The following is a 23,406-nucleotide window of genomic DNA, read 5'->3' as shown; positions in this document are numbered from 1 at the left end:
TCCGTCGTCTTGGTACGACAACAAAAGGCCGCCTCAAGGGCGGCCTTTTGTTGTCGATTCGCGGTGAATCAGAGTATCGCCAGCACCGCTTCCGGTGGGCGTCCGATGACTGCGTTGCCATTGGCTACCACGATTGGCCGTTCGATCAGTTCCGGGTGTGCCACCATTGCGGCAATCAGTGCGGCATCGTCGAGCGCGGGGTCATCCAGTCCGAGGGACTGGTACTCCGCTTCGCCGCTGCGCAACAGTTCGCGTGCGCTCATGCCGAGCTGCTCCAGCAGCACGGCCAGTTCGGTGGCACTGGGCGGTGTGTCGAGGTAGTGGATCACCTCGCACGCGCCGACATGCTGTTCCAGCAACGCCAGTGTGGCGCGCGACTTGGAGCAGCGGCTATTGTGATAGATGCGTACCATCGGTCAGCTGCTTCGTGTGGCCGGACTGAGCCAGGGTTTAGCGGTTGCCCGAACGATTGCCACCGCGCCCTTGTGGACGGCCACCAGGCGCGCCACCGTGTCCCTGTGGACGGCCACCACCTTGCGGGCGATTGCCACCCTGGCCCTGTGGTCGGCCCTGACCTTGTGGGCGATTACCACCTTGCCCTTGCGGACGACCGCTGCCTTGCGGACGCGCACCGCCCTGGCCCTGCGGGCGTGCATTGCCGTGGGCCTGGTTGCCGTAGGACGAATTGCCGTGCGCCTGGTTGCCATGAGCGTGATTGCCCTGGCCCTGCGGGCGACCGGCATGTGCGCGGTTGCCGCTGGTGCCACGCGACTCGCCACCGAAGCCACTGTAGGGACTGCCTGCACCGCGGCCTTCGCCACCGGCGCGAGCACCAAACGGCTTGCCACCGGCTGGGCGGCGATTGCCGGTGGGGCCACCTGGGGTATTGCCACGCGGCGCACCACCGGGGCGAGCCCCGCCCTCACGGCTTTCGCCAGCAAACCAGGTGCGTACCGACGGCAGTTCCTGGCCTGGCGCCACGCGTCGGCCCTTGCCGCCGCGGTTGCCACCGCCGGCACCACGTTCTGGGCGGGCGAGGTTGCCGTTGACTTCCTTGCCGTCGCGGCGTGGTGGCTTGCGGCCGCGCACGGGTTCTTCACGGATGCGGTCGTACGCGCGCAATTCGCGCGCCTCGTCCTGACCGCCAGTCCAGGCGCTGCTGGCGCCTCGCTCGGGACGGTATTCGGTGACGTTGCGATTGGCGCGGCGCTGGTGCAGCACCGGGCTCAGCGTCAGCACTGGCTGCGGCGCACCGAGGCCGGTGGTCTGGCGCAGCTGCTTGACGGCTTCCGTGTCGAGCGCCTCGCACTCTCCACGGCGCAGATTGCGCGGCAACTCGATCTTGCCGTAGCGAATGCGCTTCAGGCGGCTGACCAGGAAGCCTTGCGAATCCCACAGTCGGCGTACTTCGCGGTTGCGGCCTTCACGGATCACCACGCGGAACCAGCTGTGGCTGCCGCCGCGGCTGATCACCGCGATCTCGTCGAAGCGGGCAGGACCGTCGTCCAGTTCCACGCCGGCCTTGAGCCTTTCGATGATCTCGTCGGGCACCTCGCCATGCACACGGCACAGGTATTCGCGCTCGAGCCCGCTCTTCGGATGCATCAGCGCGTTGGCCAGCTCGCCGTCGGTAGTCAGCAGCAGCAGGCCAGTGGTGTTGATGTCGAGGCGGCCCACGGCGACCCAGCGTGCACCTTTCAGGCGCGGCAGCTGCTCGAACACGGTGGGGCGCCCATCGGGATCGTCGCGGGTGGTCAGCACGCCCTCGGGCTTGTGATAGATCAGCACCTCGGTGTCGTCGCGGTTGTCGGTGGCGACGACGAACTGCTTGCCGTCCAGCACCACGCGGTCGCCGGCATGCACGCTGGCGCCGATGCCGGCCGGACTGCCGTTCAACTCGACTTCACCGGACTGGATGCGCTGCTCGAGCATGCGGCGCGAGCCGAGGCCGGCATTGGCGAGCACCTTGTGCAGGCGCTCCTCGATCTGGGCAGCTGTGTCGTCAGTGCGCGGCTCGCGCTTCAGGGATAGAACGGATTTCTGTGGCGCAGTCATGCGCGGTACTCCTCGGTATCTTGCTCGGCGGTGTCGGTTTCGACGTCCGCGGCGGGGGTCGCTGCCTCGTCGGCAGTGGTAGTCGGGGTCTCGGCGGACAGGCTCGGTTCGGAGTCGTGTTCGTCGGGTTCGGGTGAAGTGGCGTTCGCGGAGGCGTCGGCCTTGGTCAATTGAAGATGATCGGCATCGGTGGCGTCTGCCGGTGCATGTGGCTGGTCGTGTGATTCAGCGTCGTCTGCTGCAGGTTCAACCTCATCCACGGCTTCCCCATCCGGATCGATCGGCAGGTCGCGCACGATGCGGGCGGGCAGGGGCTCCTGCTCGAAGCGCAGCTGCGGATCTTCCATGTCGCGGATTTCCGACAGCGGGGGCAGCTGGTCCAGCGATTTCAGGTTGAAGTAGTCGAGGAACATGCGGGTGGTGCCGAACAGTGCCGGCTTGCCGGGCACGTCGCGGTAGCCGACCACGCGTATCCACTCGCGCTCCTCCAGGGTCTTGATGATGTTGGAGGACACCACCACGCCGCGGATCTGTTCGATCTCGGGGCGGGTGATCGGCTGGCGGTAGGCGATCAATGACAGGGTTTCGAGCAGCGCACGCGAATAACGGCTGGGTTTTTCGGTCCACATCCGCGAGATCCACGGATGGACCTCCTGACGCACCTGGTAGCGGAAACCGGAGGCCACTTCCTTCAGTTCGATGCCGCGGCCGTTGCAGTCATCGGCCAGTGCTTCGAGCGCCTTGGCTATCTGTGCATGACTGACTTCGTCGGCCTCGTTGAACAGGTCGCCCAGCTGATGAACCGTCATCGGCTGGCTGGAGGCCAGCAGGGCGGCCTCGATGATGGGTTTGAGTTGCTCGATCTGCATGGCCTTGGGTCGGATGCCGATTCAGTAGGTGTGGTTCATTCGTTGGACGATTCGATCAGTGCCGACTCGCCCGGTTGTTCGTCGTCCGCTGCCGTGTCGGCAAACACCTCGGCATGGTGCGCCTTGGCCTTCACATAGATCGGTGCCAGCGGCTCCTCCTGGACGATTTCCACCAGCATTTCCTTGGCCAGCTCCAGCATCGCCAGGAAGGTCACCACCACGCCGAGGCGGCCTTCGCCGGGATCGAACAGGCTCTCGAAACGGTGGAAGCTGTTGTCATCGAGCCGGCTCAGCAGTTCGCCCATGCGCTGGCGCACACTGAGTGCTTCGCGCTTGATCGCATGGTGGCCGAACAGCTCGGCCCGGTGCATCACGTCCTTCAGGGCCAGCAGCAACTCGGTCAGATCCAGTGGCGGCGGCAACTTGATCACGTTGCGTTCGCCCACCTCGGCATGCACCACCGCGGTGTCGCGCTCCAGCCGCGGCAGCGCTTCGATATCCTCCGCCGCCCGCTTGAAGCGCTCGTACTCCTGCAGACGCCGTACCAGTTCGGCGCGCGGATCGTCTTCCAGACCTTCCTCGGCCGGTGGTCGCGGCAGCAGCAGCCGCGACTTGATCTCGGCCAGGATCGCGGCCATCAGCAGGTATTCGGCAGCCAGTTCCAGTCGCATCACATCGCGCATCAGCTCGATGTAGGTCATGTACTGCCGGGTGATCTCGGCGACCGGGATATCCAGGATGTCCAGGTTCTGCCGGCGGATCAGGTACAACAGCAAGTCGAGCGGCCCCTCGAACGACTCCAGGATCACCTCGAGCGCGTCTGGCGGGATGTACAGGTCTTGCGGCATCTGCAGCATCGGCTGGCCGCGCACGATGGCCAGCGGCATTTCCTGCTGCTGCGGTACCGATGCAAACGCACCCTGCGGTGCGGTGACCAGGCTCTCGGGCTCGACTGGCTCAGTGCTCATCAATACATGTCGTTGGGCCGCCTTCAGCGGCTGGCAGTGCGTTTCAACAGGTTCGGAACCATTCCATGCGCTGGCATGACCCATGGAGATTCCGTATCCGGAATGCGGCGGTGAGGCGGCGTTCCCAAGGTGCGGCTAGGGGTACTGCGGTCTTTCACAACTTCCGCCGAGGCACTTCGGATGTGATCGTCGCAACGTGCTTGATGAAGCCACACCATGGTGGTTCGATCAAGCCGCCAGCGTTCAACATGCGCCGATCCCGGGTTGTCAGCCGCGGTGAAGGCGCAAGTCACAGATGGCGAGTAACGTACGCCACTGACTGTTCATCGGTCGGTTTGAGAGCTGTCGGGTTGAACCCCATCGGCTGCCGGCAGCGACCGGCAAGCACTTTCCATGGAGCCACGCGCAGTAGAGATTAGCGACTACCCGGCGACAAGTCCAGCAATGGCTGGTGCTGTGGGTTGCTATCCGGTGCGAGGCATGAGTGACGTGCAGTCGGTTCTGCATGGGTCCGGACTTCATGTTGTGGCGCATGGGAGGCACAATACGCGGTCGATCGACGGGAGCTTGATGTGTCGTTCGGTCCGCGCATGTCGTCGATGTGGGGCGGCAAGTGACCTAATGCGTCGGTCCGTTGCACAGTTACAGGATTCACGCGACCGATCTGCATGCATGCACAGTGCGGCGTTGCGGATAACGTGTGCAACGGCTTGTGTGTGCATGCGGGGTCATGAGTGAAAAGACTGCGCCAGCGCATCGGTTCGATGTATGGCATACAAGTTGCTTGCATACCGGTGACGGGCACGGTCATGCAGGATTTTGGAGCCCGGGAATCGCCAGGCAACGCGGCGCGACAGTTTCGGAATGTGTGAAACGCAGCTTCACCACCGGTAGCAGGCGCAGGCACATAGGCAGTATTGGAATGACCATGACGACCGACAAAAATGGACAAGGTGGCAGCGCGCCGGAACAGTTGCGCCCGGCACGCATGCAGATTGCCACGACGGTGTTGATGAGCCGCAATGGCGAGTCGCATCCGACCGAACTGGTCGATATCTCGGCCACCGGAGCGTTGCTGCGGCGTCCACTTGGCTGGTCCGGTGAAACGGGGCAGAGCTGGGTGCTCGACATGATCTTCGGGCACAACCTGCACATTCACCTGGAAGCGGCGGTTGCGCGCATTTCCGAGCATCACATCGGTTTTTCCTACAGCCGCATCCCGGAGGACAAGCAGGTGCCGCTGTGGAACCTGCTGGGCGGATACGCCGATATCCTGGAATACTGGAAAGACAGTTGAGCGAAATGCCGCGACCCCACAGCAAAACGCCCGCATGACGCGGGCGTTTTCGATTTGAAGCCGGCTGGCTTCAGGCGACGGCTTTCTTCTCGTCGCGCAGTTCGCGACGGAGGATCTTGCCCACATTGCTCTTCGGCAGTGAGTCGCGGAACTCGATGAACTTGGGCCGCTTGTACCCGGTGAGGTTCTCGCGGCAGAACTGCCTGAGCGCTTCCTCGGTGAGGTTCGGATCCTTGCGCACCACGAACAGTTTCACCACTTCGCCGGAATGCTCGTCCGGGACGCCCACGGCCGCGACTTCCAGTACGCCAGGATGCTGCATCACGGCGTCCTCGACCTCGTTCGGGTACACGTTGAAACCGGACACGAGGATCATGTCCTTCTTGCGGTCGACGATGTAGAAGTAGCCGTTCTCGTCCATCTTCGCGATGTCGCCGGTATGCAGCCAGCCATCGTCGCCGAGCACCTTGCTGGTCTCGTCCGGTCGCTGCCAGTAACCCTTCATCACCTGCGGGCCGCGCACCATCAGTTCGCCCACCTCACCGGTCGGCAGAGGTTGCCCTTCCTCCGACCAGATCGCCACGTCGGTCGACGGTACCGGCAGGCCGATCGAGGCGTTGTATTCCTTGATATCCAGCGGATTGATGCACACTGCCGGCGAGGTCTCGGTCAGTCCGTAAGCCTCCGCCAAGGTGCAGCCGGTAACCTTCTTCCAGCGGTCGGCTACTGCGCGCTGCACGGCCATGCCACCGCCCAGGGTCAGATGCAACTTCGAGAAATCCAGCTCGGCGAATCCGGGCGTATTGAGCAGGCCGTTGAACAGCGTATTGACGCCGGTCAGCGCGGTGAAGCCGGACTGTTTCAGCTCCTTGACGAAGCCGGGCATGTCGCGCGGATTGGTGATCAGCCAGTTCAGGCCACCCAGGCGAGTGAACACCAGTCCGTTCGCGCACAGTGAAAAGATGTGGTACAGCGGCAGCGCGGTGATGATCACTTCTTCGCCAGGCTTGGCGTTCGTGCCGACCCAGGCACCGGCCTGCAGCATGTTGGCAATCATGTTGCCGTGGGTCAGCATTGCGCCCTTGGCCACACCAGTGGTGCCACCGGTGTACTGCAGGAAGGCGATGTCGTCGTGACCCAGGGTCACCGGTTGCAGCGGATGCGCTGCGCCACGCGTCAGTGCATCACGGAAACGTACGGCCTGCGGCAAATCGAACGCAGGCACCATCTTCTTGACGTGCTTGAGCGCAAAATTGATCAGCACGCCCTTCGGACCCAGCAGATCGCCGATGCCGGTGGTGATGACATGCTGCACAGGGGTTTCCGCGACAACCTGCTGCAAGGTGGCAGCAAAGTTGTCCAGCACCACAATGGCCTTGGCACCGGCATCTTCCAGCTGGTGCTTGAGTTCGCGCGCGGTGTACATCGGATTGGTGTTGACCACGATCAACCCGGCACGCAGTGCACCGAACAGGGCGATCGGATACTGCAGCACGTTCGGCATCATGATCGCGATGCGATCGCCCTTGCCGAGCTTGAGTTCACCGGTGAGGTAGCCGGCGAACTGACGGCTCATCTCGTCGATCTGCCCATAGGTCAGCTTGTGGCCGAAATTCGCAAAGGCCGGCTTTTCACGAAAGTGTCCGAACGCTTCCTCGAAGACGGCAGGTACCGATGCATAGGTGTTGACGTCAATCTGGCTGGGCACGCCTGTCGGATAGTGATCCAGCCACGGACGTTCGTTGCTCATGCTCGGTGTTCCCTGTGTTGTCGATGACTGCAGGTCGATGATGGTTTTAGGATGACCACGACATCCATCATGCGCCAGCCGCGTTGTTCATTGGAGCATACGCCTGCGTACAGCGGCAAGCCGCACTGCATCGAGATTCCGTCCATGATCCGACTGAGAAAAGCCACCTGCCTGTGGATCGTTCTCGCGCTGTGCGCGGCGGTGTTGCCGGGCTGCCGACATGCGCCGGATGAAGTGCAGGTGCGCGAGGCGATTGCCTCGACCGCCCATGCCGCCGAAACGAATGCAGCGAGCGATGTGGGTGCAGCGCTCAGTGACGATTTCGATGGCAACGCCGGTGAGCTGGGTCGCAATGCCTTGGTCAATATGGTCAGGTTGATTGCCCTGCGTGGCGAGCATGTCGGTGTGACGATGGGACCGGTCACGATCGAGCATCGCGGCGAGCGGATGGTGGCCACGTTCACGGTCACTCTCACCAGCGGCAGCCATCTGCTGCCCGACCAGATGGGCCTGTACCAAGTCGAATCGGCGTGGCGCAAGAGCGATGGCAAGTGGCGTTGTTATACGGCGAGCTGGAAACATTCGATGTAGTTGGCTGGCCCATAAAAAAAGCCGCCCCGGATCCGGAGCGGCTTCATATTTGTCACCAGCTCATGCCGACAAGGCTCAGGCGGCTTTCTTGCCGGCCAGCTGGCGCAGCACGTACTGCAGGATGCCGCCGTGACGGAAGAACTCGCGTTCCTTCGGGGTCAGCAGCATCACGTTCACGCTGAACTGCTTCTTGCTGCCATCGGCAGCGTTGGCGGTGACGGTGGCTTCCTTCGAGTTGCCGTCGTCCAGACCGGTGATGTCGAAGGTTTCCTTGCCAGTCAGGCCCAGCGACTGCGCGTTCTGGCCGTCCTTGAAGGTGCACGGCAGCACGCCCATGCCGACCAGGTTGGAGCGATGGATGCGCTCGAAGCTCTCGGCAATCACCGCCTTCACGCCCAGCAGCAAGGTGCCCTTGGCCGCCCAGTCACGCGACGAACCCGTGCCGTATTCCTTGCCGGCGAACACCACCAGCGGGGTCTTGCTCGCCTTGTACTTCATCGCCGCGTCATAGATTGCCAGCTGTTCACCACTCGGCACATGCAGGGTGTAGCCGCCTTCCACGCCATCAAGCATCAGGTTCTTGATGCGGATGTTGGCGAACGTGCCGCGCACCATCACGTCATCATTGCCGCGGCGCGAGCCGTAGGAGTTGAAGTCCTTCGGCTCGACACCCTTGCTGATCAGGAAGCGGCCCGCCGGGCTGTCCTTCTTGATCGAGCCGGCCGGCGAGATGTGGTCGGTGGTGATCGAGTCGCCGAACAGGCCGAGCACGCTGGCACCGTGGATGTCCTCGATCGTGCCGGCTTCCTTGCTCATGCCGTCAAAGTACGGCGGGTTCTTGATGTAGGTGGAGTCGTCCCACTTGAACAGCGCGCCATCCGGCGAGGCGATCTGGTTCCAGCGGCTGTCGCCCTTGAACACGTCGGCGTAGTTCTTCTCGAACATGGCCGGGTTGATCGCGCCGGCGATGGTGTCGGAGATTTCCTTGTTAGACGGCCAGATGTCCTTCAGGTACACCGGCTGGCCATCGCTACCCGTGCCCAGCGCATCCTTGGTCAGGTCGATATCCAGCGTACCGGCCAGCGCGTAGGCGACCACCAGTGGCGGCGAGGCCAGGTAGTTCATCTTCACTTCCGGATGCACGCGGCCTTCGAAATTGCGGTTGCCGGAGAGCACCGAGGCCACGGCGAGGTCACCCTCGGCGATACCCTTGCTGATCTCGACCGGCAGCGGGCCGGAGTTGCCGATACAGGTGGTGCAGCCGTAGCCGACGATGTAGAAGCCGATCTTCTCCAGCTCCTTCAGCAGGCCGGTCTTTTCGAGGTAGTCGCTGACCACCAGCGAACCCGGGCCGATCGAGGTCTTCACCCACGGCTGCGCCTTGAGGCCCTTGGCCGCGGCCTTCTTCGCCAGCAGACCGGCCGCTAGCATCACCGCCGGGTTGGAGGTGTTGGTGCACGAGGTGATCGCGGCGATGACCACCGAGCCGTCACCGACCTTGAAGCTCTGGCCGTCCTTCTCCACGCGCACACCGCCATTGGTGATGGCGTTGGCGGGATTACCGACGGCGGACGAGCCACCTTCGCTGATGAAGTCGGCAGTGGCCTGGGTACGCGGTTGGCGGTTGGCGGTAAGCGGACCCACGGCATCGTGGAAGCTCTTCTGCACGCCTTCCAGCAGCACGCGATCCTGCGGGCGCTTGGGACCGGCCAGTGACGGCCTGACATCGGCCAGGTTCAGCTCCAGCGTGGTGGTGAACTCGGCATGCGGGGTGTTGGCGTCGTGCCACAGGCCCTGCGCCTTGGCATAGGCCTCGACCAGCGCGATCTGCGCGGCGTCACGGCCGGACAGGTGCATGTAGTTGAGTGCTTCCTGGTCGATCGGGAAGATGCCGCAGGTTGCGCCATATTCCGGCGCCATGTTGGCGATCGTGGCGCGATCGGCCAGCGGCAGGTGGGCCAGGCCATCGCCGAAGAACTCGACGAACTTGCCGACCACGCCAAGCTTGCGCAGCATCTGGGTGACGGTGAGCACCAGGTCGGTGGCGGTGACGCCTTCCGGCAGCTTGCCGGTCAGCCTGAAGCCGACCACTTGCGGAATCAGCATCGAGGAGGGCTGGCCGAGCATCGCGGCTTCGGCCTCGATGCCGCCCACGCCCCAGCCCAGCACGCCGATGCCGTTGATCATGGTGGTGTGCGAGTCGGTGCCGAACACGGTGTCCGGATAGGCCCAGTTCTCGCCGTTCGCGTCATTGGTGAACACCACGCGGGCGAGGTGCTCCAGGTTCACCTGGTGCACGATGCCGGTGCGTGGCGGCACCACCTTGAAGTTGTTGAACGCCTTCTGGCCCCAGCGCAGGAAGGAGTAGCGCTCCTGGTTGCGGTGGAACTCGATCTCGACGTTCTGCTCCAGCGCACTGGCCGAGCCGTAGGCATCGACCTGCACCGAATGGTCGATGACCAGTTCGGCCGGCGCCAGCGGGTTGATCTGGTTGGCGTCGCCACCCAGCTTCACTACCGCATCACGCATCGCGGCCAGGTCGACCACGCACGGCACGCCGGTGAAGTCCTGCAGTACCACGCGGGCGGGCATGAAGGAGATCTCGGTATCCGGCTCGGCCTTGGCGTTCCAGTTCGCTACCGCCTCGATTTCCTTGGTGGTGACGTTGACGCCGTCCTCGTGCCGCAGCAGGTTTTCCAGCAGGATCTTCATCGAATAGGGCAGGCGCTTCAGGTCGAAGCGCTGGCCCAGCTTGGCCAGGCTGGCGTAGCTGTAGCGCTTGCCGTTGGCTTCGAGCGTGTCGCGTACCGAGAATGAATCTTTCATGGGAGAACTCCTGGCTAAATCCTGCGGCTGGGATGGGGAGGCAACGGGTGCGGGTTTGCCGGACCGGCAAAGACCGCAATTATCGCGCAAACACGGAGCAGTCGCTAACCGGTGAGCCGGCTCTGGCTTCATGCGCGAGCCTTGTGGTGGCAGGTAGACTGCGCCACTGGCAGCACGGTTGCGGTGCTGGTTCGCCGCATAGCATGGGCGCGGGGTCCGTTATGCACAAACGTATTTGATGACATGCAGCATTCGATGATTTCGATGGCTCTTGCCGCCGTCTCGCTGCGCGATCTCGCGCTGGTACAGGCGGTGTATCGCCATGGCAGTTTCAACAGCGCGGCGCGGGCCATGCACATCAGTCCGTCCGGGCTGTCGCACCAGGTGCAGAAGGTGGAGCAGGCGCTTGGGGCACCGCTGTTCGAACGCGGTGGCCGCCGCATCGTGCCGACTGCCGGCGGCCAGCGTTTGCTGCAGCAGATCGATGCCGTCCTTGCAGCAGGCGAACACCTGCAACAGGTCGCCCGTGCCGGTGCGGTCGCCTTCGGTGGTGAGTTGCGACTCGGGGTGCCGGCCTCGCTGGGTCCCTATCTGCTGCCACACCTGATCGCGCCGTTCCCGCAGCATTTTCCGGGGGCTCGGTTGAGCCTGTCCGAAGGCAAGCCGCGTGGGCTGCTGCGTCGCCTGCACGAGGGCGAGCTCGATGCGGTGCTGGCGCCGCCGACGCCAGCGGTCAGCGGCATCGCCATGCGACCGTTGTTTGCCGAACCGTGGGAACTGATGCTGCGTGCAGATCATCCCTTGGCGGGTCAGAACCATATCGCGCTGGATCAGCTCGATCCGGCCGAGGCGACCTTGATGGCTGAAAGCCACGCCGATGGCCTCGACGGCGACGGCAGCGAGCATGGCCATGTCCAGGATGTCAGCCTGGAAAGTCTCGCTGCGCTGGTCAGTCTGCGTGGTGGCTACGCGCTGGTGCCTGCGCTGGCACACGAGCGGCTGGCCTCGATGCCGAACATCGTACTGGCCACGCTGAAGGGGCAGGCGCCTGGTCGCGAGATCGCGCTGTACTGGCGTGACGCCTCGCCATGGCGCGACGATCTGCAGGCGTTCGCCGAGCTGTTGCGCAAGCTGGCACGGCAGCGGCCGGGTCTGCGCGTAATGGGTGTGAAGACAAAAGCCGCTATGCCATGACCACACAGCAGAAGGCCGCCTTGCGGCGGCCTTCTGTTCCATCGGTGAGGCGACGAATCAACCGCGCGAAGCGCGCTTGCGATCGTTCTCGGTGAGGTGACGCTTGCGCAGGCGGATCTCCTTCGGGGTGATCTCGACCAGCTCGTCGTCGTCGATGAAGTCCAGTGCCTGTTCCAGCGAGAACTTGATCGCCGGGGTCAACTGGATCGCATCGTCCTTGCCCGAGGCGCGCATGTTGGTCAGCGGCTTGGGCTTGATCACGTTGACCGTGAGGTCATTGTCCTTCGCGTGGATGCCGACCAGCTGGCCCTCGTACACCGAGTCGCCTTCGGCGGCGAACAGCTTGCCACGATCCTGCAGCGGCCCGAGCGAGTAGGCCGGGGTGGTGCCACCAGCATTCGCGATCATCACGCCATTGAGGCGCTTGGCGATCTGGCCATCTTCCTTCGGGCCGTAGTGGTCGAACACGTGGAACAGCAGGCCCGAACCCTGGGTCAGGGTCTTGAACTGGTTCTGGAAGCCGATCAGGCCACGCGCCGGGATCATGTACTCGAGGCGCACGCGACCCTTGCCGTCCGGCTCCATGTTCTTCAGCTGGCCCTTGCGGATGCCGAGCCGCTCCATCACCGGGCCCTGGTGGATTTCTTCCACGTCGACCACCAGCTGCTCGAACGGCTCCATCTTCTGGCCGTCGATTTCCTTGATGATCACTTCCGGACGCGATACGGCAAGCTCGTAGCCTTCGCGGCGCATGTTCTCGATCAGCACCGACAGGTGCAGTTCGCCACGACCCGAGACGAGGAACTTGTCGGCGTCCGAACCCTGCTCGACCTTCAGCGCCACGTTGTGCACCTGCTCGCGGTCCAGACGATCCTTCAGCTGGCGGCTGGTGAGGAACTTGCCGCCGGAGAGATCCTTGTTGCCGGCGAACGGCGAGTTGTTGACCTGGAAGGTCATGCTGATCGTCGGCTCGTCCACGGTCAGGGCGGGCAGCGCTTCCGGGGTGTCCAGAGCGCAGATCGTGTCGGAGATGGTCAGGTCCGCAATACCCGAAATGGCGACGATGTCACCGGCTTCGGCGCTGTCCTGCTCGATGCGCTCGAGGCCCATGAAGCCGAGCACCTGCAGCACCTTGCCCTGGCGCTTCTTGCCTTCGCGGTTGATCACGGCGACCGGCATGTTCTTCTTCAGCGTGCCGCGCTGGATGCGGCCAATGCCGATGATGCCGACGAAGTTGTTGTAGTCGAGCTGGCTGATGCGCATCTGGAACGGGCCGTCCGGATCCACATCCGGCTTGGGCGTGTGTTCCATGATGGCCTGGTACAGCGGGGTCATGTCGCCTTCGCGGACACTGTCGTCGAGGCTGGCGTAACCGTTCAGCGCCGAAGCGTAGACGATCGGGAAGTCCATCTGCTCGGAGGTGGCGCCGAGGCGATCGAACAGATCCCACACCTGGTCAACCACCCACTGCGGACGGGAGCCCGGACGGTCGACCTTGTTGATGACGACGATCGGCCTGAAGCCCATCGCGAACGCCTTCTGCGTCACGAAGCGCGTCTGCGGCATCGGGCCGTCCATCGCGTCGACCAGGATCAGCACGGTGTCGACCATCGACAGCACGCGCTCCACCTCGCCACCGAAGTCCGCATGTCCCGGCGTGTCGACGATGTTGATGCGGTTGCCCTGCCAGGTGATGGCCGTGTTCTTGGCCAGGATGGTGATGCCGCGTTCCTTTTCCTGGTCGTTCGAGTCCATCACGCGTTCGGCCAGCACGGTGCGCTCACTGAGCGTGCCGGACTGCTTCAGCAGGCAATCGACGAGAGTGGTCTTGCCGTGATCGACGTGGGCGACGATGGCGATATTGCGCAGTTTTTCGATAGACATGGGATCGACTCGGGCGGCGCGAAGGCCGTCACGCAGGATTCGTGAAGGGTTAATCGACCAATTATACGGACTTATGTGACAACTTGCCCGCAATTTCGATTATCCGTTCATCCAGCTGCCGTTGCCCGGCCTATCCCAATATCTTGCCGCCTGATCACACCACGCCGGTAAGGTAGTACGCGGCGATCACCACCAGCACCGCCAGCGTCTTGATCACGGTGACCGCGAAGATGTCCTTGTAGGACTGCCGGTGGGTCAGCCCGGTCACCGCCAGCAGGGTGATCACGGCGCCGTTGTGCGGCAGGGTGTCCATGCCGCCGGAGGCCATCGCGGCAACTCGGTGCATCACCGCCAGCGGAATGCCGGCCGCATGTGCGTTGGCGATGAAGGTGTCGGCCATCGCCGCCAGCGCGATGCCCATGCCGCCGGAGGCCGAGCCGGTGATGCCGGCCAGCGCAGTCACGGTGACCGCTTCGTTCAGCAGCGGGTTCGGGATCGTGTGCAGCGCATCGGCGACCACTTTGAAACCCGGCAGGGCAGCGATCACGGCGCCGAAACCGTATTCGGAGGCCGTATTCATCGAGGCCAGCAGCGCTCCCCCGACCGCCGCCTTGCTGCCGTCGGCAAACTGGCGCGTCACGGGTCGCCAGGCAAACGCCAGCACGCAGAGGATGCCGACCAGCAGGGCACCTTCCACCGCCCAGATCGCGGCGATTTTGGATACTTCCTGAACCACCGGTTTGGCCTCGCCGACCACGCTGGGCAGGAACGACTGTGTTTCGCCGTAGACACGGGGGATCAGGTCGGTGAGCAGCTTGTTGCAGATACCGACCAGCACCAGCGGCAACAGCGCGATCAGTGGATGGGCGAGCTTGCCGTAATCGAATGGCGCTGGTTCGTTGAGCAGGTTGTCACCATAACCTTCGCCCGCGGCGGCAGCCTTGCGCCGGCGCGATTCGAGATAGGCCAGTCCCACGATCAGGATGAATGCCGCACCGATCGTGCCCAGCCACGGTGCCGCCCATGCGTTGGTGCCGAAGAACGCGGTGGGGATGATGTTCTGGATCTGCGGCGTACCCGGCAGCGAATCCATGGTGAAGGTGAACGCACCCAGCGCGATGGTGCCGGGGATCAGCCGCTTCGGGATGTTGCTGGCACGGAACAGCTCGGCCGCAAATGGATACACCGCGAACACCACCACGAACAGCGACACGCCGCCGTAGGTCAGCAATGCGCACACCAGCACGATCGACAGGATCGCGCGGCTACGCCCGACCAGGCCGATGGTCGCGGCGACGATCGCCTTCGAGAAACCGGACAGCTCGATCAGCTTGCCGAACACCGCGCCGAGCATGAACACTGGAAAGTACAGCTTGAGGAAGCCGACCATCTTGTCCATGAACAGGCCGGTGAACATCGGTGCGACCAGTGACGGCTCGGTCAGCAGCACTGCCCCAAGCGCAGCGATAGGTGCAAACAGGATCACGCTGTAGCCGCGATACGCCGCGAACATCAGGAAACACAGCGCAGCCAGCACGATCAGGAAAGCCATCCTTGCGGATCCTCGGGAGACAACGTCGGAATCGACGAGGGCCGAGTATCGGCGCGTGCCAGCCGCGCGGGCACTGTACGAAGGTACAAGTGTCGTGCCGGTGCCGGCTGCCTACTCTTTCATCGCATCAGCATCCATCGTCGATGGCTGCGTCACTGCCCGCATCCTTCAGCGATGGATGCGCCAAGTCGAAAGGGGAAGTCATGAAGCGCACGTATCTGAGTCTGGCGATTGGTCTGGCGACGACTGGCCTGCTGTTTGGTGCGCCGCTGCATGCGCAGCAAAGCAGCACCAGCACTGCTCCGGTTGACCAGGCCAAGCCGGCCAATGCCAAGCAGCTCGGGGAGGTCACGGTGACCGCACGCAAGCGCGAGGAAACCCTGCAGGACGTGCCGATCGCGGTAAGCGCCTTCACTGCGGAGTCGTTGTTCAATCAGAACGTGCAGAACCTCGCCGACCTGCAGGGCAAGGTGCCCTCGCTGCAGATCTACGCCGCGCGTGGCTCCAACACCACGCTGACCGCCTATATCCGCGGTGTCGGCCAGGCCGATCCGACCTGGGGCTTTGACCCGGCGGTAGGCGTCTATCTCGACGACGTGTACATGGCGCGCCCGCAGGGCACCATGCTCGATGTGTTCGATGTCAGTCGCATCGAGGTGCTGCGTGGTCCGCAGGGCAGCCTGTACGGCAAGAACACCATTGGCGGCGCGATCAAGTACGTGTCGGCACCGCTGCCGACCAAGACCGAGGGCGCAGTGGAGACGACGATCGGCACCCACGGCGAAAAGGACGTCAAGGCCAGCGTCGGCGGCGCCAGCGCCGACGGCGTGTGGCGCGGACGCATTGCCTATGCCAGCGAACACAACGACGGCTTCGGCACCGACCTGCTCAGCGGCAGCCGCAACGGCAACAAGAACACCAATGCCGCACGCGCAACGCTGGGTTTCTTCCCGTCGAACACCTTCAACGCGCAGTTGACGGTGGATGGCGTGCGCGACAACTCCAATCCGCGCGGCGCCAAGATGCTCATCGCCAATTCGTTCGACCCGGGCTATGCGCCCCTGTCGAGTGACTACGACACGCGCAGCGGCATGGCACAGGTCAACCACACTAAGCTCTATGGCGCCGCGCTCACCATGAACTGGATCGCCAGCCAGGACTGGTCACTGAAATCGATCACCGCCGTGCGCGGTTCGTCGACCGGTACCAACATCGACTTCGACACCTTGCCGGAACAGATCGCGGATGTCGCGGCCGTCTACAAGGATCACCAGTTCACCCAGGAATTCCAGGCCAATTACGATTCCGGCGGTTCCGTGCACGGCGTGTTCGGCCTGTACTACTTCAACGGCACCGCGAGCGGGCAGATCCGCAACATCTTCCTCGGCTCGCCGCCTTACAGCACACTGGGCTACTCGCAGTACGGCAGCACCGGCGGCACCATCGGCACCAAGAGCTACGCCGGTTACGGCGACTTCACCTGGGACATCAGCCCGGTCTGGAGCCTGGATGTCGGCGTGCGCCTGACCGACGAGAAGAAGACCGCGCTGATCCAGAACTATGGCTACGCGAACGCCAGCTTCACCGATCCGACCTCGACACTGGCCAACTTCACCGGTGCGCACACGACGCACAACGTTTCGCCGAAGGTGTCGCTGGACTACTCCGCGACCGACCAGGTCAAGCTCTACGCCAGCTACAGCGAAGGCTTCCACTCCGGCGGCTACAACATCCGCGCGAACTGCTCGGCGATTCCCGAGTCGTGTCGCCCGATCCAGGACGAGAAGGTGCAGTCGTTCGAACTGGGCAGCAAGATGACCTTCTTCGACGACAGCCTGATGATGAACACGGCGCTGTTCCACAACATCTATTCCAACATCCAGCTGTCGGTGTTCACTTCGTACACGCTGCCGAACGGCAGTCAGGGATTCTTCGGCGATTTCACCAACGCCGGCAAGGGCCATATCGACGGACTGGAGGAAGAGTTTGCCTGGAAGCCGGCGGAGAACTGGACCTTCAGCGGCAACTTCGCCTACCTGCATACCAAGTACACGCAGTTCATGAGCAGTGGCGTGAACATCGCCGACACGCAGAGCTTCACCAATGCACCGAGGTGGTCCGGTGCGCTGAACCTCGAGCGCAGCTTCCCATTGTCCAATGGCGGCAGCATCACCGGCCGCGTCAACTACACCTATCAGACCAGCGTCTTCCCGGAGACGACCCTGTCGCCGCTGATCGAACAGCCGGCCTACGGGTTGTGGAATGCCGGCCTGATCTGGCAGATCAACCAACCATGGACCCTGAGCCTGCAAGGCTCCAACCTCGCCAACAAGTCGTATCGCACCACCGGCTACAACATCGCTGCTCTTGGCATCGTCACCGGCTTCTACGGTGCGCCGCGGATGGTGACGCTGACCGCACGCTATACGTTCTGAGCCGAGATGTTCGGATGACAACCGGTTCATGCGCAGCCACCATAGGTTACGCATGAACCGGTTGCAGTTGTCGAATCACGGAGATCATCCATGTCATTCAAAGTCTGGATCCGCTTGTGCGGTTTGTCGCTGTTGCTCGGCAGTGGGAGTACCTGCGCGGCCCAACCGGCAGGTACCTTGCCGAAACTGAAACTTGATCCGTCGCGGGTCGCGGTGGTCGGACTTTCGTCTGGCGCTTACATGGCAACCCAGGCACAGCTCGCCTATCCGGAGCTGTTCCCGAATGCGGCGCTGGTAGCTGGTGGCCCATACGGTTGCGCTGGTGGCAAGCTGGACGTTGCCCTTGGCAGCTGCATGAAAGGCGTGCCTGCACCGGATGTCGGGGCATTGGTGGCAAACGCCACGAAGCGTGCGGCTGCCGGCGAGACAGGACCCTTGAAGGATCTCGCCCATGCCCATGTCTACCTGTTGCACGGCAGCGCCGATGCGCTGGTGGCACCGGTGGTGGCCGAGGCCGGGGCGCACTTCTACGAGCAGCTGCGTGACAGCACGCCAGGCCTGAGTGACATGCAGGTATACGACGATGGCCAGCGCGCGTTCGCGCACAACCTGCCCGTGGCCGCCATCGGCGAGGACTGCGACAAGTCGGTGTCGCCGTATCTGGGGCGCTGCGGCTTCGATGCGGCCGGCGAGATCTTCGCGCGGATGTTCGGCAAGCCTGCGCATGCGGCTGCACAGGCGCTTGGCGAGCTGCGCACGTTCGACCAGGATGCACTGCGCCCGGACGGCGTCGATGCGCTGTTGGCCAAGACCGGGTATGTCTATCTGCCGCCCGCTTGCCTAGCCGGCAAGCCGTGCGGCCTGGTAGTCGCGTTTCACGGTTGCAAGCAGAACGCCGACGCGGTGGGCGAGGCGTTCGTGAAAGATGCCGGCTTCAACCGCTGGGCCGATGTCTATGAGGTGGCCGTGCTATATCCTCAGACCCGCGCAAGTTTCGCGCCCTTGAATCCGCAAGCATGCTGGGACTGGTGGGGATATTCCGGAGCCGATTACGACAGCCGCCATGGCGTGCAGCTGCGCTGGCTGGTGAACGCGGTACACGCACTGGGATTGCCGGCGATGCATTGATGGCGGCGAGCTGGCCTCATCAACCCTGCGCTCAAAACCATGTAGGAGCGACTTCAGTCGCGACGCTTTGGCTCGCCACTCTGATTTTGCGAAGAGCATCGCGACTGAAGTCGCTCCTACAGAAAAGCGTGTGGAAGGTGATGTCGATCTCGGTCCAAGGGAGCCATGCATGCTGAGCGCTGGCCTGATCGCCGTTGCAGCGCTGTGCTGGTTGGGCCTGCTGTTCGGCGTGGCGCTGCTCGGCGAACGTCGTCCGCAACTCTTCGAAAAACGCTGGGCGACCGTCTATGCGCTGTCGCTGGCGATCCACTGCACCTCGTGGACGTTCTATGGCACGGTGACCCAGGCCAGCCGCTCCGGCTGGTGGCTGCCGCCGACGTTTGTCGGGGCGATCCTGATGTACCTGTTTGCGCTGAAATTCCTGCGTCGCATGGTGCAACTGGTGCGCGAGTACAACGCCGGTTCGTTGGCCGACCTGATCGCAGTGCGGTTGGGGAGGCATTCGGGGCTGGCCGCGCTGGTTACCGTGGTGGTGCTGATCGGCATCGTGCCGTACATCGCGCTGCAGCTGAAGGCGGTGGCGATGAGCTACGGCATCCTCAGCCACGGACAACTGTCCGAGTCGGAGCCATGGCAGGACAGCGCACTGTATGTGGCGCTGCTGATGGCGCTGTTCGCGATGCTGTTCGGTACCCGGCGCGCCTCGACCATGGCGCACAATCGCGGGCTGGTGCTGGCGATGGCGTTCGAGTCGCTGTTCAAGCTTGGCGCGATGCTTGCGCTGGGCACGCTGCTGTTTGCGGCACGGCCGGCGGGGTTGCCGCTCAATGTGCCGCCACCGCCTGACAGCAGCGGTTTCCCGGCGCTGATCCTGCTTGGTGCGCTGGCGATGTTCACCATGCCGCACCAGTTCTATGCGGGGATCGTGGAGTGCCGCAACGATCGGCATCTGCGCAGTGCACGCTGGCTGTTCCCGATGTACCTGCTGCTGATCTCGCTGCCGATCCTGCCGCTGGCGCGGCTGGGCGATGCGTTGCTGGGACCGAGCGGTGTGTCGTCGGACATGTACGTGCTGGCGTTGCCGATGGCGCGCGGCGAGCACAGCCTGGCGTTGATCGCCTTCCTCGGTGGCCTCAGCGCCGCCACCAGTATGGTGGTGATCGCCACGCTCACCTTGAGCCTGATGGTGGTCAACCACTTCATTGCACCATTGCGGGTGAAGGCTGGCTGGGGTCGTGACGAACATGGCGATCTGCGTGGCGAACTGCTGAACCACCGACGCGTGGCGATCCTGGTGGTGATCCTGCTGGCGTGGGCGTACAGCCGCGTACTGGCGCGCAATGAGGCGCTGGCCGATATCGGTGCGATCTCGTTCTCCGCGCTGGCCGGACTTACGCCGGCGCTGCTGGCCGCGGTGTATCGCCCGCAACTGGGTTCGCGTGCGGTGATGGCCGGGCTCGCGGTCGGCACGCTGGTGTGGGTGTATGCGGTGCTGCCGTCGTTGTTGCCGTCAGCATTGCCCTGGCTGCACGTAGGTCCGTTCGGCCTGCACTGGCTGGCACCGGACGATCTGCTTGGCCTCGGCGACTGGAACCGGCTGGGTCGTGCGGTGGTGGTGAGTCTGGCGGCAAATGGTGCGGTGATGCTGGCCGTGGCTGGCTCGCGTTATGGCCGGGCCATGCAAGTGGTCAGCGTGGGTCATGTCGGCGTGGCTGAATTGCATGCGCTGGCGGCGCGTTTCCTGCCACCCGAGCGGGTCGAGCACTTGTTCGCCAACGCGCCCGCTAGCGGATCGGCAGGCACTGTGCGCGTGGCCGAGGTCGAGCACGAGCTGGCTGCAGTGATCGGTGCCGCCTCGGCGCGGCTGCTGCTGGAGGTGGTGCATCGACAGGGCCGCGACGATCTGGACACCGTCGTTGCAATCGTTGGCGAGGCGGCGCAGGACCTGCGTTTCAACCAGCGCGTGCTGGAGGCAGCACTGGAGAACATGAGCCAGGGCATCTGCGTGGTCGATGCCGAGCTGCAGCTGGTTGCCTGGAACAGCCCGTACGCGCGCCTGTTCAACTACCCGCCCGAACTGCTGCAGGTGGGCCGGTCGGTCGCCGAGCTGACCCGCTACAACATCGACGCCGGCATGCTCGGCCCCGGCGAAGTCGAGCAACGCGTGCAGCAGCGACTTACCCACATGCGCGCGGGCACCCGGCACCTGTCCGAGCGGCGCTTTCCCGACGGCACCATCGTCGAGATCCGCGGCAACCCGATGCCCGGCGGCGGCTTCGTCGCCACCTTCACCGACGTCACCGCATTCCGCCAGGCCGAGAGCTCGCTCAAGCGCGTCAACGAAACGCTGGAACTGCGGGTTGAAGAGCGTACCCGAGCGCTGGCTGCGGCCTCGGCGGAAGCGCAGGGCGCGAACGAGGCGAAGAGCCGCTTCCTCACCGCGGTGACCCACGACCTGATGCAGCCGCTGCATGCGGCACAGCTGTTCGCGCATTCGCTCACCGAGCGCGGCGCCGATGCCACCACCGCGCATCATCTGAATGGTGCACTGGCTGCCACTGAAGGCCTGCTCGCCGGCCTGCTCGATATCGCGCGGCTGGAAGGCGGTCGGCTGCATCCGCAGCCGCGCGCGGTTCCGCTGGCCGAGGTGCTCGATCCGTTGGCCGCCGAATTCCGCGCCATCGCGCTCGACCGTGGCGTGCGATTCGACGTGGTCGGCACGCGTGTATGGGTACGCTCCGATCCGCAGCTGCTTCGTCGCGTACTGCAGAACTTCCTGTCGAACGCATTGCGTTATGCCGAACACGGTCGCGTATTGCTCGGTGTCCGTCGGCGAGGCGATCAGTTGCGTGTGGAAGTGTGGGATACCGGCCCCGGCATAGCGCCGGGCGAGCAGCAACTGATCTTCCAGGAGTTTCGTCGCGGCAGCGCCGCGGGCGGGCAGGGACTCGGACTGGGTCTGTCGATCGCGCAACGCATGGCTGGGCTACTCGGTCATCCACTCGGGCTGCGTTCGTGGCCGGGTCGCGGCAGCGTATTCGACCTCAGCATGCCGATGGCGCGTGCCGAGATACGACTGCCGCCTGTCGCCGATGCGCAGCAGCCATTGCCAGCCGGTCGTGCACTGGTGCTGGACAACGAACCGGCCGCACTCGCCGCGCTCAGCAGCCTGCTCACCAGTTGGGGATGGCATGTGCATGCTGCGCGCAATGCCGAGCAGGCACTCGCGGCACCGTGGCGGCCGGATCTGCATATTCTGGATTTCCATCTCGATGGCGGCGACACCGGTTTCGATGTGTGGCATCAGTTACGCGAACTGCATGTCGATGTGCCGACCGTGATGCTTACTGCCGATCGCGATGGCGAGCTGCGTCAGCGGTTGCTCGATGCAGGCGTGGGGGTGTTGTATAAGCCGCTGAAGCCGTTGGCGTTGAGGCAGGTGTTGCAACGGATAACTGCGGGAGCCGGGCAGGCCTAAGCTAGGTTAGCCCGGGATTCGGCGTAGCGCCTGGATCGGCTTGGCCGGCACCGCGACGGTCGCATAGCCCTATCGTCCAATTCAACTCACTGTCACTTCGTGCTCTCTTGGCGAGGCGAATGAGTGCCCTTCTCCATACCACCCCGTGGTCACTTCTCGCTTTGCGATCTCCATGGCGGCGACCGCACAAGGGCTTTGGCGACGGTGCCGATTGGGAAAAGATATCGGGCGCCATCAATAACACACATACGTGACGATGGAGGGCTTTTCGATGTGTTCGAAACACTTCAGATCCTTGGTTATAGCCGCGCTATTCAGCGCTATCGCGATCGCCTCTCCGTTTGCGCGGGCACAAGCGGTGCTCGGCTCGTACAACATCGCACCCAGCTCCGTAACGGTGGCGGGCATTTCGTCAGGCGGTTATATGGCCACGCAGCTGCAAGTGGCCTATTCAAAAGCGATCTACGGGACCGCCGTGATGGCCGGCGGAACGTATTACTGCGCGCAGGATAATGATGCGCTTTGGGGCGAAGCCTGCACTACCGGCGTCAGCGTGCCGGTGTCGTCGCTGGTCAGCTACACAAACAAAGAAGCCTCGGCAGGTGCGATCGATCCGGTCAGCAATATCGCCGGCAAGCCGATTTACATGTTCAGTGGCACGCTGGATACGGTGAATTATCAGGCAACGATGAACGACCTGTATCAGTACTACCAAAGTTTCACATCGAGCAGCGAGATCACCTACAACAACCACACCGCGGCAGAGCATTCCTGGGTGTCGCCGGACGGACTCACCGCCTGCGGGTATCTTGCACTGCCATATATCAACAACTGCGGCATCGATCCGGAACAGACATTCTTGACGATGTTTTACGGCACGCTCCAGGCGCGCAATTCAGGTGTTTTGGGCGGCAAATTCATCCAGTTCAATCAGAATCCGTTTTGCGCAAATGAAAATTGCGCGGCCATCTCGATGGATAGCACGGGCTGGGTCTTCGTGCCCAAGAATTGCGCGGCGGGACAGGCCTGTCGCCTGGTCGTGGCGTTGCATGGTTGCTCGCAAAATCAGGAAACTGTAGGCACAACCTTCGTGCATGACAGCGGCATCAACGAATGGGCGGACACGAACAATGCCATCGTGCTCTATCCACAGACGATCGATGCCTATGCTCCTTACAACCCTTATGGATGCTGGGATTGGTGGGGCTACACCAATAGTCACTATGCGCTCAAATCTGCCCCGCAGATGACGGCCATCATGGCGGAAGTCAATAAACTGGCTGGTGGCTCGTTGCAGCTCTGAATTCCGTGCAGCTACATTGCGAAGCCGCGCCGTGAGTCGGTGCGGCTTCAATGTCTGCAGTTGGAAGCGGCCCTTA

At 63.4% G+C, this 23,406-nt stretch carries 15 protein-coding genes; 7 read left to right on the top strand and 8 right to left on the bottom strand.

Annotated features, from left to right (window positions below; translation table 11 throughout):
* Positions 1–68 precede the first annotated feature (68 nt).
* Genes arsC through B0E50_RS13330 form a run of 4 tightly spaced genes read right to left on the bottom strand, consistent with a single transcriptional unit; the run spans position 69 to position 3,892 of the window.
* Positions 69–413, bottom strand: coding sequence for an arsenate reductase (glutaredoxin) (arsC, locus tag B0E50_RS13345; RefSeq protein ID WP_077441788.1), 345 nt, complete (start codon positions 411–413; stop codon positions 69–71).
* Between the two features lie 37 nt (positions 414–450).
* On the bottom strand, positions 451–2,055 hold the full coding sequence (locus B0E50_RS13340) for a pseudouridine synthase (protein WP_077441787.1): 1,605 nt from the start codon (positions 2,053–2,055) through the stop codon (positions 451–453).
* Positions 2,052–2,924, bottom strand: coding sequence for an SMC-Scp complex subunit ScpB (gene scpB / locus B0E50_RS13335; RefSeq protein WP_077441786.1), 873 nt, complete (start codon positions 2,922–2,924; stop codon positions 2,052–2,054). Before scpB ends, B0E50_RS13340 begins: the two co-directional genes overlap by 4 nt.
* Positions 2,925–2,959: 35 nt before the next feature.
* A complete protein-coding gene (locus B0E50_RS13330) occupies positions 2,960–3,892 on the bottom strand; it encodes a ScpA family protein (protein ID WP_077442008.1) in 933 nt (310 codons plus the stop codon).
* A 928-nt stretch (positions 3,893–4,820) separates the two neighbouring features.
* Here B0E50_RS13330 and B0E50_RS13325 point away from each other — a divergent pair.
* Positions 4,821–5,189, top strand: a complete 369-nt coding sequence (locus B0E50_RS13325; protein ID WP_077441785.1) for a PilZ domain-containing protein — start codon at positions 4,821–4,823, stop codon at positions 5,187–5,189.
* A gap of 70 nt (positions 5,190–5,259) precedes the next feature.
* Here B0E50_RS13325 and B0E50_RS13320 read toward each other — a convergent pair whose 3' ends face one another.
* Entirely contained in the window at positions 5,260–6,939 is a 1,680-nt protein-coding gene (locus B0E50_RS13320) for an AMP-binding protein (RefSeq protein WP_077441784.1), read from the bottom strand.
* 51 nt (positions 6,940–6,990) lie between these two features.
* Between B0E50_RS13320 and B0E50_RS13315 the strand changes: the two genes are divergently transcribed.
* Complete coding sequence (locus B0E50_RS13315; protein ID WP_254427286.1) at positions 6,991–7,530, top strand: hypothetical protein; 540 nt, start codon at positions 6,991–6,993, stop codon at positions 7,528–7,530.
* 75 nt (positions 7,531–7,605) lie between these two features.
* Here the strand turns inward: B0E50_RS13315 and acnA are convergent, their stop codons facing one another.
* Positions 7,606–10,356 (bottom strand): aconitate hydratase AcnA, encoded by a 2,751-nt coding sequence (gene acnA, locus B0E50_RS13310; protein ID WP_077441783.1) that lies wholly within the window; start codon positions 10,354–10,356, stop codon positions 7,606–7,608.
* Between the two features lie 243 nt (positions 10,357–10,599).
* On the opposite strand from acnA, the gene B0E50_RS13305 reads away from it, so the two are divergent.
* Positions 10,600–11,550: a LysR family transcriptional regulator gene (locus tag B0E50_RS13305; RefSeq protein ID WP_077441782.1), complete on the top strand. Its 951-nt coding sequence runs from the start codon at positions 10,600–10,602 to the stop codon at positions 11,548–11,550.
* A 57-nt stretch (positions 11,551–11,607) separates the two neighbouring features.
* Here B0E50_RS13305 and typA read toward each other — a convergent pair whose 3' ends face one another.
* Entirely contained in the window at positions 11,608–13,434 is a 1,827-nt protein-coding gene (gene typA / locus B0E50_RS13300; RefSeq protein ID WP_077441781.1) for a translational GTPase TypA, read from the bottom strand.
* Between the two features lie 154 nt (positions 13,435–13,588).
* Positions 13,589–14,986 carry a GntP family permease gene (locus B0E50_RS13295; RefSeq protein ID WP_077441780.1) on the bottom strand — a complete coding sequence of 466 codons (1,398 nt, stop codon included), beginning with the start codon at positions 14,984–14,986 and terminating at the stop codon, positions 13,589–13,591.
* Between the two features lie 203 nt (positions 14,987–15,189).
* Between B0E50_RS13295 and B0E50_RS13290 the strand changes: the two genes are divergently transcribed.
* From B0E50_RS13290 to B0E50_RS13275, 4 genes are all read left to right on the top strand, one after another.
* Positions 15,190–17,421: a TonB-dependent receptor gene (locus tag B0E50_RS13290; RefSeq protein ID WP_077442006.1), complete on the top strand. Its 2,232-nt coding sequence runs from the start codon at positions 15,190–15,192 to the stop codon at positions 17,419–17,421.
* Positions 17,422–17,511: 90 nt separating this feature from the next.
* Positions 17,512–18,549, top strand: a complete 1,038-nt coding sequence (locus B0E50_RS13285) for a PHB depolymerase family esterase (protein ID WP_077441778.1) — start codon at positions 17,512–17,514, stop codon at positions 18,547–18,549.
* Positions 18,550–18,718: 169 nt separating this feature from the next.
* Complete coding sequence (locus tag B0E50_RS13280) at positions 18,719–22,027, top strand: PAS domain-containing hybrid sensor histidine kinase/response regulator (protein WP_077441776.1); 3,309 nt, start codon at positions 18,719–18,721, stop codon at positions 22,025–22,027.
* A 271-nt stretch (positions 22,028–22,298) separates the two neighbouring features.
* A complete protein-coding gene (locus B0E50_RS13275) occupies positions 22,299–23,330 on the top strand; it encodes a PHB depolymerase family esterase (protein ID WP_168170878.1) in 1,032 nt (343 codons plus the stop codon).
* Positions 23,331–23,406: the final 76 nt, after the last annotated feature.

The sequence above is a fragment of the Rhodanobacter sp. C01 genome (assembly GCF_002001045.1).
Classification (GTDB): Bacteria; Pseudomonadota; Gammaproteobacteria; order Xanthomonadales; family Rhodanobacteraceae; genus Rhodanobacter.
Note: the sequence above shows the minus strand (reverse complement) of the source record. Positions and strands in the feature narration are given on the sequence as shown.

Excerpts from the sequence above, each read along its gene's own strand:
- scpB (WP_077441786.1), bottom strand. The coding sequence starts at position 2,924 with ATGCAGATCGAGCAACTCAAACCCATCATCGAGGCCGCCCTGCTGGCC.
- B0E50_RS13290 (WP_077442006.1), top strand. The coding sequence starts at position 15,190 with ATGAAGCGCACGTATCTGAGTCTGGCGATTGGTCTGGCGACGACTGGC.
- B0E50_RS13280 (WP_077441776.1), top strand. The coding sequence starts at position 18,719 with ATGCTGAGCGCTGGCCTGATCGCCGTTGCAGCGCTGTGCTGGTTGGGC.
- B0E50_RS13305 (WP_077441782.1), top strand. The coding sequence starts at position 10,600 with ATGCAGCATTCGATGATTTCGATGGCTCTTGCCGCCGTCTCGCTGCGC.
- B0E50_RS13325 (WP_077441785.1), top strand. The coding sequence starts at position 4,821 with ATGACGACCGACAAAAATGGACAAGGTGGCAGCGCGCCGGAACAGTTG.
- B0E50_RS13295 (WP_077441780.1), bottom strand. The coding sequence starts at position 14,986 with ATGGCTTTCCTGATCGTGCTGGCTGCGCTGTGTTTCCTGATGTTCGCG.
- B0E50_RS13275 (WP_168170878.1), top strand. The coding sequence starts at position 22,299 with ATGTGTTCGAAACACTTCAGATCCTTGGTTATAGCCGCGCTATTCAGC.
- B0E50_RS13315 (WP_254427286.1), top strand. The coding sequence starts at position 6,991 with ATGACCACGACATCCATCATGCGCCAGCCGCGTTGTTCATTGGAGCAT.
- B0E50_RS13320 (WP_077441784.1), bottom strand. The coding sequence starts at position 6,939 with ATGAGCAACGAACGTCCGTGGCTGGATCACTATCCGACAGGCGTGCCC.
- arsC (WP_077441788.1), bottom strand. The coding sequence starts at position 413 with ATGGTACGCATCTATCACAATAGCCGCTGCTCCAAGTCGCGCGCCACA.
- B0E50_RS13340 (WP_077441787.1), bottom strand. The coding sequence starts at position 2,055 with ATGACTGCGCCACAGAAATCCGTTCTATCCCTGAAGCGCGAGCCGCGC.
- typA (WP_077441781.1), bottom strand. The coding sequence starts at position 13,434 with ATGTCTATCGAAAAACTGCGCAATATCGCCATCGTCGCCCACGTCGAT.
- B0E50_RS13285 (WP_077441778.1), top strand. The coding sequence starts at position 17,512 with ATGTCATTCAAAGTCTGGATCCGCTTGTGCGGTTTGTCGCTGTTGCTC.
- acnA (WP_077441783.1), bottom strand. The coding sequence starts at position 10,356 with ATGAAAGATTCATTCTCGGTACGCGACACGCTCGAAGCCAACGGCAAG.
- B0E50_RS13330 (WP_077442008.1), bottom strand. The coding sequence starts at position 3,892 with ATGAGCACTGAGCCAGTCGAGCCCGAGAGCCTGGTCACCGCACCGCAG.